We start from the raw sequence: 14132 nt of genomic DNA on the forward strand, positions 1-14132 counted from the left end.
TCACCGCTGGCCGAAGTGGCTCGCCAGCCGTTCGAGGGTCTTGCGGATGGCGACCTTGTTCTTGCCGGGAATCGGCGAACGATCCATCAGCAGCGCGATCCGCGCCGGTGCCCAGTCGAACGTCTCGGTGACCTCGGTGGTGCCGTCGTCGTTCGGTGTCAGTTCCCAGCGCCAGCGGTGTCCGTAGAAGTGGCGCCAGGCGATGAGCCGGTCCTGCTCGAACTCGACGACCTTGTTGGTGATGCGGTACTTCGCGCCCAGTTTCATGTCCATCGCGAACCGGGATCCGAGTTCGAGCCGGTCCGGGTTGCCGCTGCGGGCTCCCCGGACGGTGCCGGAACCGTCCAGGATCGGATGCTTGTCCGGATCGGTGAGCAGGGCGAAGATCTCCGCCGCGCGCGCCGGGATCGTGCGGGTGAGGCTGACCTGTCGTGTCATGCGCCCACGGTAGCCTCTACCTACTCACTGGTAACCCCAACTACTCCTGACGTTTCGTGTGCTCGAGCACAAGCGTGCGCTCCCCCAGCGGCTGCTCGAGTTCGACGGTCACCGGCGGGTGCCGGATGTCCATCGTGCACATCTTCTTGCCCGCCGGTTCGGTCTCGACCAGCAGCACGGTGACGGTGTCGGCCCCCTGGTCGGTCACCTCGGCACTGGCCTCGCCGCAGCCGCCCTCCTGTGCGGTGATGGTCAGCGAGGTGTTCTCGGCCGTGGCCTCACGGGGGAAGCCGTCCGGCAGGCCTCCCGCGTTGAGCCGGGACTCGGGTACCGGACCGTCCTTCGCCTCGTGCTCGGCCGGCTGCTTCTTGAACTGCTCCGACGCCGATTCCGCCGGACCGCCGCCGGTGTCCTGTTCCGCCGGTGCCTGACCGCACGCCGAGAGCACGAGCACGCCCGCGACCGCACCGAGAATCGTCTGTTTCCATCTCATGTTCGTCCGGACGTAACCGGGCGCCCGGTAGGTTGCACGCGATGACGGCGGATCGGCTCGCGCGCAGGCTCGGGACCCCACAGGCCGTGCTCGTGGGCCTGAGCGCCATGATCGGCGCCGGCGTGTACACGGCGTTCGCCCCGGCCGCCGCAGCCGCGGGCGGGGCGCTGCCCGTCGCGTTGCTGCTGGCCGCCGTCGTGGCCTACTGCAACGCCACGTCCTCGGCCCGCCTCGCCGCGCGGTACCCCGAATCCGGTGGGACGTACGTCTACGGCCGCGAACGCCTCGGCCCGTTCTGGGGACACCTCGCCGGGTGGGGGTTCGTCGTCGGCAAGACGGCCAGCTGTGCGGCGATGGCGCTGACGGTCGTCGCCTACGCCGCACCCGGGCTGGGTCAGCCGTGGCGGGGACTGCTCGCCGTGGCGGTCGTCGCGGCCATCACGACGCTCGACTACCACGGGGTGCACCGGTCCACGCGGGCCGCCGCCGTACTGGTGACGGTCAGTCTGCTGGCGCTGGCCACCGCGGTCCTTGCCACGCTCACCGCGGGCGACCCGCAGGTGAGCAGGCTCGATCCGACCGCCGGTGCCGGGCCGCCGGGCGTATTGGAGGCGGCCGGCCTGCTGTTCTTCGCGTTCGCCGGGTACGCGCGGGTGGCCACGCTCGGCGAGGAGGTGCGTGATCCGGCGCGCACGATCCCGCGTGCCGTGGCGTGGGCTCTGGGGCTCGTGCTCGCGGTGTACGCGCTCGTCGCGCTCGCACTGCTGACCACGCTCGGGCCTGCCGGGATCGCGGCTGCCGAGGATCCGGTGGCCGAGGCGGTCGCCGCGACCGGGCTGACCGGACTCGTCCCCGTCGTGCGCGTCGGTGCCGTGCTCGCCGCGCTGGGCGCGCTGCTGGCGCTCGTGCTCGGCGTGTCCCGGACCGTGCTCGCCATGGCCCGCGACCGGCATCTGCCCCACGGCCTCGCCGTGGTGCATCCGCGGTTCGGCGTGCCGCACCGGGCCGCCGTCGCCGTCGGCATCGTCGTCGCGATCCTGGCGGCGACCGTCGACCTGCGCGAAGCCATCGGGTTCTCGTCACTGGCCGTGCTGGTCTACTACGCGATCGCCAACGCGAGCGCGTGCACGCTCGGCCGCAGACTCGTGCCCGTCGCCGGGCTCGCGGGCTGTCTGCTGCTGGCCGCGAACCTGCCGGCCGTATCCGTCCTCAGTGGACTCGGCGTGCTCGCGCTGGGCGCACTCGCCTACGCGCTCACGCGCCGTCGATCCGGGTGAGCCTGCCGACGGCGGCCGAGAAGCCGTCCCGACTCCCCTGATAGCTGAGATACGGCACGACCCACCTCCATCACATCACCCGGATAGACGCTTTTTGTCACTTTAACAAGAAGATACGGTCCTCGTCATGACCGACGACACCTGGTCACCACCACGCATCCTGCTCGCCGTCGATCTTGTGATCTTGACGTTACGAGAGACACGCCTTCATGTCCTGCTCGTGGAACGGGGCATCGATCCGTACCGAGGTTGTGCGGCGCTACCGGGCGGCTTTCTCAACAACGACAGGGAGGGTCTTCTCGCGGCCGCCCGGCGAGAGCTCGACGAGGAAGCCGATCTCGACGCGACTCAGCTGCACCTCGAACAGCTGGGGGCCTACGGTGACGCGAGCCGTGATCCGCGTGGACGTGTTGTGTCCGTGACATACCTGGCGATCGCACCACGCTTGCCGGAGCCCACAGCCGGCACGGATGCCGCACGAGCCGCTTGGCGGCCTGTCGACGCCATCGTCTCCGGCGAGCTTCCCTTGGCCTTCGACCACGACGTCATCATCGCCGACGGCATCGAACGGGCTCGCTCCAAGCTGGAGCACACCCCGCTGGCGACAGCGTTCTGCGAGCCGACCTTCACGATCTCCGACCTCCAACAGGTCTACGAGGCCGTGTGGGGAGTCGACCTGGACCCCCGGAACTTCTACCGGAAGGTGCAGAAGGTTCCGGACTTTCTACTTCCCGTCGACTCCGAACGTCGCGTCACCAAGGGACGGCCGGCACGGCTCTTCACCGCCGGACCTGCCACCACGCTTCATCCGCCCATCCCGCGCCCCGGCCATACCGTCTCTCGTCAGGGGGAATGATGACAACGAGCCATACGATCGTCGTACTCACCGCGCTCGATCTCGAGTACGACGCCGTACGAAACCGACTCTCCACTCTCCACCGGCATCCACACGACAAAGGCACCCGCTTCGAAGTGGGGACCATTCCCGGCACGACACACCAGATAGCTCTCGGACTCGCCGACAAGGGCAACCACAAGGCCGCGGCCATGACCGAGCGGGCACTCACCGAATTCGAGCCCCTCGCCGTCTTGTTCATCGGCGTGGCCGGCGGACTGTGGAACACCCCGCTCGGCGACGTCGTCATCGCGTCGAAGATCTACGCGTATCACGGCGGGACGAGCGAGGATGACGGCCTCATGGCACGCCCTGAGGCTTGGCAACTCGACCACGGGCTCAGCCAACTCGTTCATCAGCTCAAACGGGACAACCACTGGGTTGCCGACATCGGCCGTGAGGAATCAGGCGCCGCCCCGACCGCGCACGTCGCGCCGATCGCTGCAGGCGAGATCGTGCAGAACTCCAGTACGTCACACGAGGCGACCTGGCTCCGGCGGCACTACAACGATGCCCGCGCGGTGGAGATGGAGGCAGCCGGCGTCGCCCAGGCCGGCCAGCTGAGTGGCGTCCCGGTCGCGGTCGTACGAGGGATCAGCGATCACGCCGACGGGACCAAAGCAACGACCTCGGATTCCGCATGGCAACCCGTCGCAGCCGACCATGCCGCGGCGTTCGGGGTCCGCCTCGCAAGTGAACTCGCCACAGAACAGGAGCATTCGCCCATGACACGAGACCGCAGCTCCGGCCCGCGCAACGTCCAGAAGGTCAGTGGCGGATCCGTCGCCATCCAGGGCAGCACGGTGACCAACTCCGTCGTCACAACACGGACGACGGCCCACGACGCCGGCTCATCCACCAATTTCCGTCACGAACTGATGGCTCTTCGCACCGAACTCGAGCAACTCCGAGTCGGCAGTGAACTCGATGCCGAAACAGCTCACGCCGCAGAAGCCGAACTCGACGCCGCGAGCGCGACATTGACCGATCCGGAGTCGTCGAAGAAATCCTTCGTGCTCGCACTGAAACGGCTCTACGGGGTGGTCATGGGGGCCACGGACTTCGCCGCCAAGGTGGCGACCCTGATCACGGCCGCGGAGGCGCTGACATGACCGACGCCGAACCTCAAGAGCCGGAAGCCCACAACGTCGCCGACGTCAACCAGGGCGGCATGTCCTTCCAAGAAAGCAACATCGTGGGCGTTGTCCACCAGAGCAATCACTACTATGTGCAGGAAGATGCTCCTCCGGAGCAACAGCTCGACCAAGCCATCCAGATCCTTCATACTCACGGCCGCGCCAAGTCGATTGAGATCCTCGACAAGGTCCTCGCCTCCGACGACTCCGCACGCGCCCACTTCTATCTGGCGCTCGCTCTACTAAGCGGCCGCACCTTCCGCGATCTGGATGAGGACGACGAGCAGCGACTCGGGGCAGTTGGCCGAGGCATGGATGCACATTACGATGTCCGGTGGATTCCCGCATTGCGACTCGTGTGCGAGTTGATCGACCGGCATCGCGAAGGGAGAACGGGAGGCGACCGGATCGTCAACAAGGTAAGGCAACTCGCACCCGACCAGCAAAGGTTGATCGACGACCACCTCGCCCACGTCATCGACGGTGACACGCGGGATCACCTCTGGGACGCGCGCCGTAAGAAGGCCCAGAACCGACGCGACGAGAACGACCGTGAGGGACGTGTCTGGGCGTACTTCTGTCCCAGACCGGCAGGCGCTCGTGTTCGCGACCCACTCCCCGACGCCACGACACCGGACGAGCTGTTCCGGGCACGCGCGTGGCTCACCGTCGCCGCAGCTGCAGTGGGCTATCTCGGCTGGGTTGCCGCCACCACGGCGGATTTCCTGGCGACACTGAGCCTTCTGTGCGCTGCCGGTAGCACGTTCGTGGGTGCGCGCTGTGGCATGGACTGGCACTACCGGAACAGGCGCATCGCACACAAGGACCGCCAATACGAGTTCGATCCACACAAACGGCGCTCGGACACCGGATTCGCAGGCGACGTCACACACTTCTTCGAAAGGTACTTCCGCAGGTATGTCCCTGCAGGATCTGACGAGCAGACGTGGATGAGACGTAGTGCCGGCATCAGGGCACACCTCCGCGACGAGCTCGTGGAGATCTACCGGGAGCGCGACACTTCCTGCGGCATGATCCGCTGGCTCATCCGCGACCTCGCCTTGGATGCACAGCACCGGGCAGAGTCGGGGCAGTTGCATGCCTACCGAGATCGCTATCGGACCCCGACAGCGGTGAGACGATGGTGCATCCTCGGTATCGGGGCCACGTTCGCAGGCTCGGCCACGACGGCACCGCAGCTGTTCTCGGCTTCACCTCTACCTACGGCGACAGCCACCCTGGTGGCCGTCATCGCCGGAACGGCCACCGTGAAACGGTGGGCGCATATCGTCGCCGAACGACGCCGGGAGATCGACGACCGCGCCGAGTACGACGAAGAGCTTGCCCAACGCCGAGAATGGCAGCGACGATGGGCGAACAAGCTCGAGAACACATCACCTGACGAGACAGAGATGCAGCGGTGGCTGGACCACGACATCACGTTGCTGGTCGATGACATCCTCAAGACCTATCGGCTGGCATGGAGGGACGTGTTCCGCGAGGCGACTCTCTTGTCTCCCGCCCCGAGATCCAGACGAGCTCGCGCGAAGAGCGGCCCCTGGCGCTACACCCGCTACAACATCCACACGTTCCTGCTCACCAAGGATGGGGTGCGGGAAATCACCACCGAGCTACATTTCACTCCCATCCGCCCCGGCGGCCAGTCCAGGCACAACTTCCGGTTCGACGCCGTGTCCTCCATCTACGTCGAGCGTTCAGCAGACGAAAGGCACGAACTCCACCTGTCCCTGTTGAACGGCGCCCCGCGGAAGATCCCGGTCGCCGAGACGGTCGTAGATAACCTCCAGGAGGGCGAGGACCCTGACCGGATCGCCACAATGAACCTCGAAGCATCCGGGTTCCTCCACACCTTGCGACTTCTGGAAGGCGTCGCGGCGGAGGGTAAGAAATGGATCCAACGCGAACCGGTACGGTCCTGAACAACGCTACTTAACCGTCCTCGATCCGGTTGAGCCTGCCGACGGCGGCCGAGAAGCCGGAACTCAGCTCGGCGACGATGTCGGCGACCGCGCGCACCTCGGTCATCCGGCCCACGATCTGGCCGACCGGCATCGACACCACCGACGGGTCGGACGAGGCGTGGATGCGGTTGTGCGCGGGCGCCACGAGCAGGTTCTGCAACGGCATCGGCAGCGGCTGCGGTGCGTCCGGTTGCGACCACGCCTCCGTCCAGCGGGTCTTCAGCAGCCGCGCCGGTTTGCCCGTGTAGATCCGGGTCCGCACGGTGTCGGCGGACGTCGCCGCCAGCAGCGCCTGCTGCATCGGCTCCGAGGACGGCATCGTCTCCAGGTACTCGCGGGTGCCGAGCCAGATCGAACCGGTCCAGACCCCCGACGCGCCGAGCGCGAGCGCCGCCGCGGCCTGCCTGCCCGAACCGATGCCGCCCGCGGCCAGCACCGGTGCCCGTTCGCCGACGGCGTCGACGATCTCCGGCAGCAGCACCATCGAGGCGATCTCGCCGGTGTGGCCGCCCGCCTCGTGCCCCTGTGCCACGACGAAGTCCACGCCGTTGTCGACGTGCCGCAGTGCGTGCTCGGCCTTGCCCGCAAGCGCCGCCACCGGCACGCCGTGCTCGTGGGCCTGCGCGATGACATCGGGCGGCGGCGAGCCGAGCGCATTGGCGATCAGCGCGATCGGGTGCTCCAGCGCCACGTCCACGTGCGAGCGCGCCACCGAGTGCAGCCAGCCCAGCACGCCGTCGCGCTCCTCGCCCTCGGGCAGCTCGGGCACGCCCAGCTGCGCGAGCGTGCGGTCGACGAACTCCCGGTGCTGCTCCGGGATCAGTGTCTCGGGATCGATGTCCTTGACCTCGTCGGGCACCGTCGCGGGCATCACGACGTCGACGCCGTACGGTTTGCCGTCGGTGTTGGCGTCCATCCACCCGAGCACCTTGTCGAGTTCCTCGGCGTCGTTGAACCGCACACAGCCGAGCACGCCGAGCCCCCCGGCGCGGCTGATCGCCGCGGCGACGTGTTCGGACGGGGTGAAGCCGACGATCGGCACGTCGATGCCGAGGGTGTCGCACAGGGACGTGCGCATCGAAAATCCTCCTACGCTGGGTGCGGCCGGCCGGGCAGGCACAGCACCGGGGACGCGGGATGGTGCGCCGGCCCCGGCCCCGGATCGTGCTCGCCGGCTCAGGCCGCCGATTTCTCGGTGTCCGGCGGGTGGGCGGCGGCGTGGCGCTGGGCCCACGGGTAGTCGGGTTTGCCGCTGGGAAGACGCTCGACCTGCGGCACGAGCCAGATGCAGCGCGGCACCTTGTACCCGGCGAGCGCGCCGCGGACGTGCTCGCCGAGCGTCGCCGGGTCGAGCTGCGCGTCCGGCCGCGGTTCGACCAGAGCACCGACGCACTGGCCCATGCGCTCGTCGGGCACGCCGATCACGAGCGCGTCGAACACCTCCGGATGGGATTTGAGCGCACCCTCGACCTCTTCGGGGAACACCTTCTCCCCGCCGGTGTTGACGCACTGCGAGCCCCGGCCCAGCAGCGTGACCGTGCCGTCCTCCTCGTAGCGGGCGTAGTCGCCGGGCACCACGTAGCGCACTCCCCCGGCCTCGACGAAGATCGTCTCGCTCTTGGCCGGGTCCTTGTAGTAGCCGAGCGGGACGTGCCCGCGTCTGCCGATCCGGCCGACCGCGCCGGGTTCGGCGGGCACGATCGCGCCGTCGTCGTCGACCAGCACGGCGTCCTTGCCGAAGTTCACCCGTGGACCTGCCGAGTGGTCGTCGTCGCGCCCCATCATGCCGATCCCGGTGAACCCGCTCTCGGACGAGCCGATCGCGTCGGTCAGGACGAGGTTCGGGAACTCGGCGAGATACTCCTGCTTCACGGACTGCGAGAACAGTGCCGCGTGACTGGAGACGGCAACGATCGACGAGGCGTCGTACGCGCCGGCGCGGTAGGCGTCCAGCAGCGGGCGCCCCATGGCGTCCCCGACGATCGTGAGCACGTTGACCCGGTGCCGCTCGATCTCGCGCCAGATCTCGTCGGCGTCGAACTGCGGCACGAACACGACCGTGCCGCAGGCGAACAACGCCCCGAACGCCGCCCACTGCGCCGCGCCGTGGATCAGCGGTGCCGCGGGCAGGCGCACCATCGCACCGTCGCGGCCCTGCTCGGCGAGCGCCCATTCGTCCGGCACGTACTCGCCGGTGAGGAAGTCGATGCCGCCGCCCAGTGCGCGGAAGACGTCCTCGTGGCGCCACATGACGCCCTTCGGATAGCCCGTCGTGCCGCCGGTGTAGAGGATGTAGAGGTCGTCGCCGCTGCGGTCGGCGAAGTCACGCTCGGGTGCGCCGGCGGCGACGGCGTCCTCGTACCGGACGGCACCGGGTGCCGTCTCGGCGTCGGAACCGTCCTCGACGACGAAAACGTGTTCCAGTTCTGCCAGCGAGGGCAGGACGGCCGCGACACGGTCGGAGTACTGCCGCTCGTACACGAGCGCGACGACGTCGCCGTTGTCGAGCAGGTAGCTCAGCTCGGCTTCGACGTAGCGGTAGTTGACGTTGATCGCGGCGGCGCGAAGCTTGTACGCCGCGAACATCGTCTCGATCATTTCCAGGGAGTTCCGCGAGTACACGCCGATGTGATCGCCCTTGCCGACCCCCGTGGACGCCAGGTGGTGCGCGAGCCGGTTGGCCCGCTCGTCCAGTTCGGTGAAGGTCAGGCTCCGGTCACCGCAGACGACCGCGGTGCGATCGCCCGCGACGTCGACGGCGTGCTCCAGCAGGTCTGCGATGTTGAAGGCCACGACGAACAAACTAGAACATGTTATTGTTTCGGGCAATGGTTTCGGGCAATGGTGACGTTCCGCGGGAGCGAACCCCGGAACCGCCGCGCAGTCGAATCGCACCGGCACCGGCCGCGACAACCACCCGGCGGCGCCGCATCCTCCGACCGGCGAAAGGGACCACATGACCGACGCACACGCTCTGGTGGAACAACGGGGACACACCCTCGTGGTGACGCTGAACCGGCCGGAGACGCGCAACGCGCTCACCGCCGACATGCTCGCGATCATGACCGAGGCCTGGGACCGGGTCGACGAGGACGCCGAGATCCGCAGCTGCGTGCTGACCGGCGCGGGCGGCACGTTCTGCGCCGGTGCGGATCTGAAGGCGATGAACAGCAACCGGCCCTCGGACGCGTTCGACAAGGCCGCGTTCGACCCGAGCCGCATGGACGGCCTGCTCAAAGGCCGCAGGCTGACCAAACCGCTGATCGCGGCCGTCGAAGGGCCCGCGATCGCGGGCGGCACCGAGATCCTCCAGGGCACCGACATCCGCGTCGCGGGCGAGAGCGCGACGTTCGGCGTCTCCGAGGCGCGCTGGGGACTGTTCCCACTCGGCGGATCGGCGGTGCGCCTGCCGCGCCAGATCCCCTACACGGTCGCCGCGGAGATCCTGCTGACCGGCAGGCACGTCACCGCCACCGAGGCACGCGACATCGGCCTGGTGGGCCGTCTCGTCCCCGACGGCGGCGCCCTGGACACCGCGCTGGAGATCGCCGACACCATCGCGGCGAACGGCCCGCTCGCCGTACAGGCCATCCTCCGCACGATGCGCGACACCGAGGGCATGCACGAGGAGGAGGCCTTCAAGCTGGAGTCCCAGTACGGCGTCGGCGTGTTCGCCAGCGAGGACGCCAAGGAGGGCCCGCGCGCCTTCGCCGAGAAACGCACCCCGAACTTCCGCGCCCGCTGACGCCGAAACGCACCCAGGGGCGTGCGTGCTCTGCAGCATCGACCCGCTGACGCAGGTCGACCATTCGTCGGTGCAGGTCCGCGCGTCCACCCTTCCCAGTAGCACGACGGCGCCACATGGTGACCTCCTGAACACGGGTGACCTCGACGAGCACTCATCGAGAGCCTCGTCCACGAGGGATGGGCCAGGCTGGCGCGGCACAGGCCAGTAGGCCTGCGAAGTGAACCCGGCAGCCTTCCGGACGGTGGGTGGGCCGGGTTTCGCGCTGCCAGGGCCCTGTTCGAAGTTCGCCCTGTTCGAAGTTCGCGCACGTCGGCCGGGCCGACACACGGGAGCGCCCCGCTTCGTCAGATCGCGCGATCGCGGTCCTGCCAGTACGGATCACGCAGGCGGCGTTTGTACAGCTTGCCGTTGGGGTCGCGCGGCAGGCTGTCGCGGTAGTCGATGCTCTTCGGCAGTTTGAACTTCGCCAGCCGCCCGCGGGCGTAGGCGAGCAATTCGTCGGTCAGTTCCTCCGAACCGTCGACACCCTCGGCGGGCTCCACGACGGCCTTGATCTGCTCGCCCCAGTCCTCGTGCGGCACGCCGAACACGGCGACGTCGGCGACCTTGGGATGCACGGCCAGCTCGCCTTCGATCTCGGCGGGATAGATGTTCACCCCACCGGAGATGATCATGTCGCTCTTGCGGTCGTGCAGGTACAGATAGCCGTCCTCGTCGAGGTGACCGATGTCGCCGAGCGTGAACAGCTCGCCCACCTTCGCGCGCTCGGTCTTGTCCTGGTCGTTGTGGTACTCGAACCGCGAGCCGCCCATCTGCAGGTACACCGAACCCGTCTCCCCCGCGGGCAGTTCGTTGCCGTCGTCGTCGAGGATCTTGACCGTGGAGTTCGGCCACGGCCTGCCCACCGAACCGGGCTTGCGCAACCATTCGGCGCCGCTGATGACGGTGCCGCCGCCCTCGGTCGCGGCGTAGTACTCGGTGACCACCGGTCCCCACCAGTCGAGCATCCGCCGTTTGATCTCGTCCGGGCACGGTGCGGCGCCGTGGATCATCACGCGCAGCGACGACACGTCGTAGCGCAGGCGGGTCTCCTCCGACAGCGCGAGCAGCCTGCGGAACTGGGTGGGCACCATGTGGCTGTGGGTCACCCGATGCCGTTCGATGAGCCGCAGCATCTCCTCGGGGTCCCACCGGTCCATCAGCACCGCCGGATGCCCGAGCTGGATGGAGATCGCCACGAAGTTCAGCACCGCGGTGTGATACAGCGGTGACCCGCACAGATGCACGTGCCCGTCGAACGGCTCGATGCCGAAGATCCCGAAGAAACCACGGTTGGCCGGCGAGACCTCGTCCGGGTCGGTCCCGGTCAGCGGCCGTCGCACGCCCTTCGGCTTGCCGGTCGTGCCCGAGGTGTAGAGCATCGGCGACCCGGCCGTGCGCCGCGGCGGCCTGCCGTCGCCTTCGCCTGCCCCGAGCTCCTCGATGCGGCGGAAGCCGTCGACGGAACCGACGGCGAACCTGCCGTGTCCGTCGAGTCCCGCCTCGTCGGCCGCGGCGATGGCGGTGTCGGCGAACCGCTCGTGCACCAGCAGGGCCTTCGCCCCGGAATCGGTGATCAGGTACGCCACCTCGGGGCCGGTCAGATGCCAGTTCGCCATGACGACGTACAGCCCGGACTGGATCGCCGCGAAGTAGGCGGCGACGAGTTCGACCCCGTTCGGCTGCAGCACCACGACGGCGTCGCCCGTCTCCAGGCCGAGCGCCTGCAGACCGCGCGCGTACGTGTTCGCCTGCGCGGCCAGCTGCCCGTAGGTGACCTCGGTGCCGTCCGGGTCGACGGCGGCACACCGCTCCGGATGCTCGGCGGCGATGTTCCACAGTCCGACGGTCTCGGCAGGGCGGTCGGTCGCGGGGCGCGCAGCATTCGTCGAGGTCATACCCGCAAATCTAGAACTCGTTCCACATTTGGGCAACCCTACTTAGTGCAACACCGATTCGGGTTGCCGGAAATATCGAGAACGTGTTTCACTTTCGTACGTGACTGCTGTCGAATCCGAACCAGCCGAGACACCAGAACAGCCGTTGTCCGCACCGCTGGACATCGGCTTCGACTACACCCGTTCGGTCGGCCCGGTACTGGGGCGGTTCATGGCCGCCCTCGCGCAGCGCCGCATCCTCGGCGTCCGCGGCTCCGACGGCCGGGTCCACGTCCCGCCGGTCGAATACGACCCCGGCACCGCCGAAGCGCTCGACGAACTGGTCGATGTCGCCGGCGAGGGCACGGTCGTGTCGTGGTCGTGGATCGCCGACCCGCTGGCCGGACAGCCGGTGCAACGGCCGTTCGCCTGGGCGCTCGTCCGCCTGGACGGCGCCGACACCGCGCTGCTGCACGCCGTCGACACCGGCGGTGATCCCACGTCCGTCCACACGGGACAGCGCGTCCGGGTCCGCTGGGCCGACGAGCCGGTCGGCCACATCCGCGACATCGCCTACTTCGTCCCCGTGGCGGACCCGCCCGCCGACGCGGCGCCGACGGCGCCCGCTCCCCCCGCGGCAGCGACCGGCGCCGACGACGACACGACGACGGTGGACACCGTCGTCACCCCGGTGCAGCTGAGCTACACCCACTCGGCCTCCCCCGAGGAGAGCCGGTACCTCAGAGCCCTCGCCGACGGCAGAATGCTGGCCCAGCGCTGCCCCGGGTGCGACAAGGTCTACATCCCGCCCCGCGGTGCGTGCCCCACGTGCGGCGTGCCGACGACCGACGAGGTCGACCTGCCCGACACCGGGATCGTGACGACGTTCTGCATCGTCAACGTGCCGTTCCTCGGCCAGCGCATCGCTCCCCCGTACGTGGGCGCCTACATCCTGCTCGACGGCGCCGACATCCCGTTCCTGCATCTCGTGCTCGGCTGCGAGGCCTCCGAGGTGCGCATGGGCATGCGCGTGCGCGCCGCCTGGAAACCGCGCGAGGAGTGGTCGACGACGCTCGAGAACATCGCGCACTTCGAACCGACGGGCGAGGCCGACGCGCCGTACGCCTCGTACGCCCACCACCTGTAGAGAGGCCAGTCATGACGGAAGTCGCGGTGGTCGCGTTCGCGCAGGCACCCAACGTGCGGCGGACCCACGGCACCACCAACGGCGTCGAAATGCTCGTGCCGATCTTCGACGAGGTCTACACCCGCACCGGACTGTCCAAGACCGACATCGGATTCTGGTGCTCCGGATCGTCGGACTATCTGGCGGGGCGGGCGTTCTCGTTCATCTCGGCGGTCGATGCGATCGGCGCGTTCCCCCCGATCCACGAATCGCACGTGGAGATGGACGCCGCGTGGGCGCTGTACGAGGCGTGGCTGAAGATCCGCACGGGCGAGGTCGACACGGCGCTCGTCTACGGGTTCGGCAAGTCCTCGGCCGGCGAGCTGCGGCGGGTGTTGTCACTGCAGCTCGACCCGTACACGGTCGCACCGCTGTGGCCGGACTCGGTCAGCATCGCCGCGCTGCAGGCCCGGCTCGGGCTGGAGTCCGGCCGGTGGACCGAGCAGGACCTCGCCGAGGTCGCGGCCCGGAGCAGGCGCGACGCCGCGGACAATCCGCGCGCCCAGTTCAGCGGCGAGACCGACGTGGCAACCCTGCTCGGCTCCGCCCCCACCACTGAACCCACCGCGGACCCCACCGCGGACCTCGTCGCGGATCCGTTGCGCCGCCACGACATCGCTCCCGTCACCGACGGTGCCGCGGTCATCGTGCTCGCCTCGGCCGAGCGGGCCCGCGATCTGGCCGACCGGCCCGCCGTGATCAGCGGCATCGACCATCGCATCGACACGCCGTCCCTCGGTGCCCGCGACCTCACCACTTCGCCCTCGACGCGGCTCGCGGGCGAGGCGGTCGGCACCGACGGTGTCGAGGTCGCCGAGCTCCACGCACCGTTCACCCACCAGGAGCTCATCGTGCGCGACGAGCTCGGCCTCGGTGACGACGTGCGCATCAACCCGTCCGGCGGCGCCCTCACCGGCAACCCGATGTTCTCGGCCGGACTCGCGCGGATCGGTGAAGCCGCACAGCGCATCCTCGACGGCGACGCCACCCGCACCCTCGGTCACGCCACGAGCGGTCCCGCGCTGCAACAGAACCTGGTCACCGTCCTGGAGAGGGGCTGA

General features: G+C 68.7%; 12 protein-coding genes. 7 read left to right on the forward strand and 5 right to left on the reverse strand.

Annotated features, from left to right (window positions below; genetic code table 11):
- On the reverse strand, positions 1–438 hold the full coding sequence (locus LY41_RS00560; protein ID WP_253861737.1) for an SRPBCC family protein: 438 nt from the start codon (positions 436–438) through the stop codon (positions 1–3).
- A 40-nt stretch (positions 439–478) separates the two neighbouring features.
- Positions 479–931 carry a hypothetical protein gene (locus tag LY41_RS00565; protein WP_253861739.1) on the reverse strand — a complete coding sequence of 151 codons (453 nt, stop codon included), beginning with the start codon at positions 929–931 and terminating at the stop codon, positions 479–481.
- Between the two features lie 41 nt (positions 932–972).
- On the opposite strand from LY41_RS00565, the gene LY41_RS00570 reads away from it, so the two are divergent.
- The 4 genes from LY41_RS00570 (at position 973) to LY41_RS00585 (ending at position 6179) form a co-directional block, all read left to right on the forward strand.
- A complete protein-coding gene (locus LY41_RS00570; RefSeq protein ID WP_253861740.1) occupies positions 973–2208 on the forward strand; it encodes an APC family permease in 1236 nt (411 codons plus the stop codon).
- Positions 2209–2335: 127 nt separating this feature from the next.
- On the forward strand, positions 2336–3064 hold the full coding sequence (locus tag LY41_RS00575) for an NUDIX hydrolase (protein ID WP_253861742.1): 729 nt from the start codon (positions 2336–2338) through the stop codon (positions 3062–3064).
- Positions 3064–4215: a 5'-methylthioadenosine/S-adenosylhomocysteine nucleosidase family protein gene (locus LY41_RS00580; protein WP_253861744.1), complete on the forward strand. Its 1152-nt coding sequence runs from the start codon at positions 3064–3066 to the stop codon at positions 4213–4215. The genes LY41_RS00575 and LY41_RS00580 overlap by 1 nt, the downstream gene beginning before the upstream one ends.
- Complete coding sequence (locus LY41_RS00585) at positions 4212–6179, forward strand: hypothetical protein (protein ID WP_253861746.1); 1968 nt, start codon at positions 4212–4214, stop codon at positions 6177–6179. The genes LY41_RS00580 and LY41_RS00585 overlap by 4 nt, the downstream gene beginning before the upstream one ends.
- A gap of 10 nt (positions 6180–6189) precedes the next feature.
- On the opposite strand, the gene LY41_RS00590 is transcribed toward LY41_RS00585, so the two are convergent.
- Positions 6190–7299 (reverse strand): NAD(P)H-dependent flavin oxidoreductase, encoded by a 1110-nt coding sequence (locus LY41_RS00590; RefSeq protein ID WP_253861748.1) that lies wholly within the window; start codon positions 7297–7299, stop codon positions 6190–6192.
- Positions 7300–7397: 98 nt separating this feature from the next.
- Complete coding sequence (locus tag LY41_RS00595) at positions 7398–9014, reverse strand: acyl-CoA synthetase (protein WP_253861750.1); 1617 nt, start codon at positions 9012–9014, stop codon at positions 7398–7400.
- 163 nt (positions 9015–9177) lie between these two features.
- Here LY41_RS00595 and LY41_RS00600 point away from each other — a divergent pair, with 163 nt between their 5' ends.
- Positions 9178–9966 carry a crotonase/enoyl-CoA hydratase family protein gene (locus LY41_RS00600; protein WP_253861751.1) on the forward strand — a complete coding sequence of 263 codons (789 nt, stop codon included), beginning with the start codon at positions 9178–9180 and terminating at the stop codon, positions 9964–9966.
- 347 nt (positions 9967–10313) lie between these two features.
- Here LY41_RS00600 and LY41_RS00605 read toward each other — a convergent pair whose 3' ends face one another.
- Positions 10314–11906 (reverse strand): acyl-CoA synthetase, encoded by a 1593-nt coding sequence (locus tag LY41_RS00605; RefSeq protein WP_253861753.1) that lies wholly within the window; start codon positions 11904–11906, stop codon positions 10314–10316.
- Positions 11907–12006: 100 nt separating this feature from the next.
- Here LY41_RS00605 and LY41_RS00610 point away from each other — a divergent pair, with 100 nt between their 5' ends.
- Positions 12007–13032: a Zn-ribbon domain-containing OB-fold protein gene (locus LY41_RS00610; RefSeq protein ID WP_253861755.1), complete on the forward strand. Its 1026-nt coding sequence runs from the start codon at positions 12007–12009 to the stop codon at positions 13030–13032.
- Positions 13033–13043: 11 nt separating this feature from the next.
- Complete coding sequence (locus tag LY41_RS00615; RefSeq protein WP_253861757.1) at positions 13044–14132, forward strand: thiolase family protein; 1089 nt, start codon at positions 13044–13046, stop codon at positions 14130–14132.

It is taken from the genome of Prauserella halophila, assembly GCF_024171895.1.
Lineage (GTDB): Bacteria > Actinomycetota > Actinomycetes > Mycobacteriales > Pseudonocardiaceae > Prauserella > Prauserella halophila.

Bases quoted from the DNA above. Each gene is read 5' to 3' on its own strand.
- LY41_RS00560 (WP_253861737.1), bottom strand. From the start codon at position 438: ATGACACGACAGGTCAGCCTCACCCGCACGATCCCGGCGCGCGCGGCG.
- LY41_RS00565 (WP_253861739.1), bottom strand. From the start codon at position 931: ATGAGATGGAAACAGACGATTCTCGGTGCGGTCGCGGGCGTGCTCGTG.
- LY41_RS00570 (WP_253861740.1), top strand. From the start codon at position 973: ATGACGGCGGATCGGCTCGCGCGCAGGCTCGGGACCCCACAGGCCGTG.
- LY41_RS00575 (WP_253861742.1), top strand. From the start codon at position 2,336: ATGACCGACGACACCTGGTCACCACCACGCATCCTGCTCGCCGTCGAT.
- LY41_RS00580 (WP_253861744.1), top strand. From the start codon at position 3,064: ATGACAACGAGCCATACGATCGTCGTACTCACCGCGCTCGATCTCGAG.
- LY41_RS00585 (WP_253861746.1), top strand. From the start codon at position 4,212: ATGACCGACGCCGAACCTCAAGAGCCGGAAGCCCACAACGTCGCCGAC.
- LY41_RS00590 (WP_253861748.1), bottom strand. From the start codon at position 7,299: ATGCGCACGTCCCTGTGCGACACCCTCGGCATCGACGTGCCGATCGTC.
- LY41_RS00600 (WP_253861751.1), top strand. From the start codon at position 9,178: ATGACCGACGCACACGCTCTGGTGGAACAACGGGGACACACCCTCGTG.
- LY41_RS00605 (WP_253861753.1), bottom strand. From the start codon at position 11,906: ATGACCTCGACGAATGCTGCGCGCCCCGCGACCGACCGCCCTGCCGAG.
- LY41_RS00615 (WP_253861757.1), top strand. From the start codon at position 13,044: ATGACGGAAGTCGCGGTGGTCGCGTTCGCGCAGGCACCCAACGTGCGG.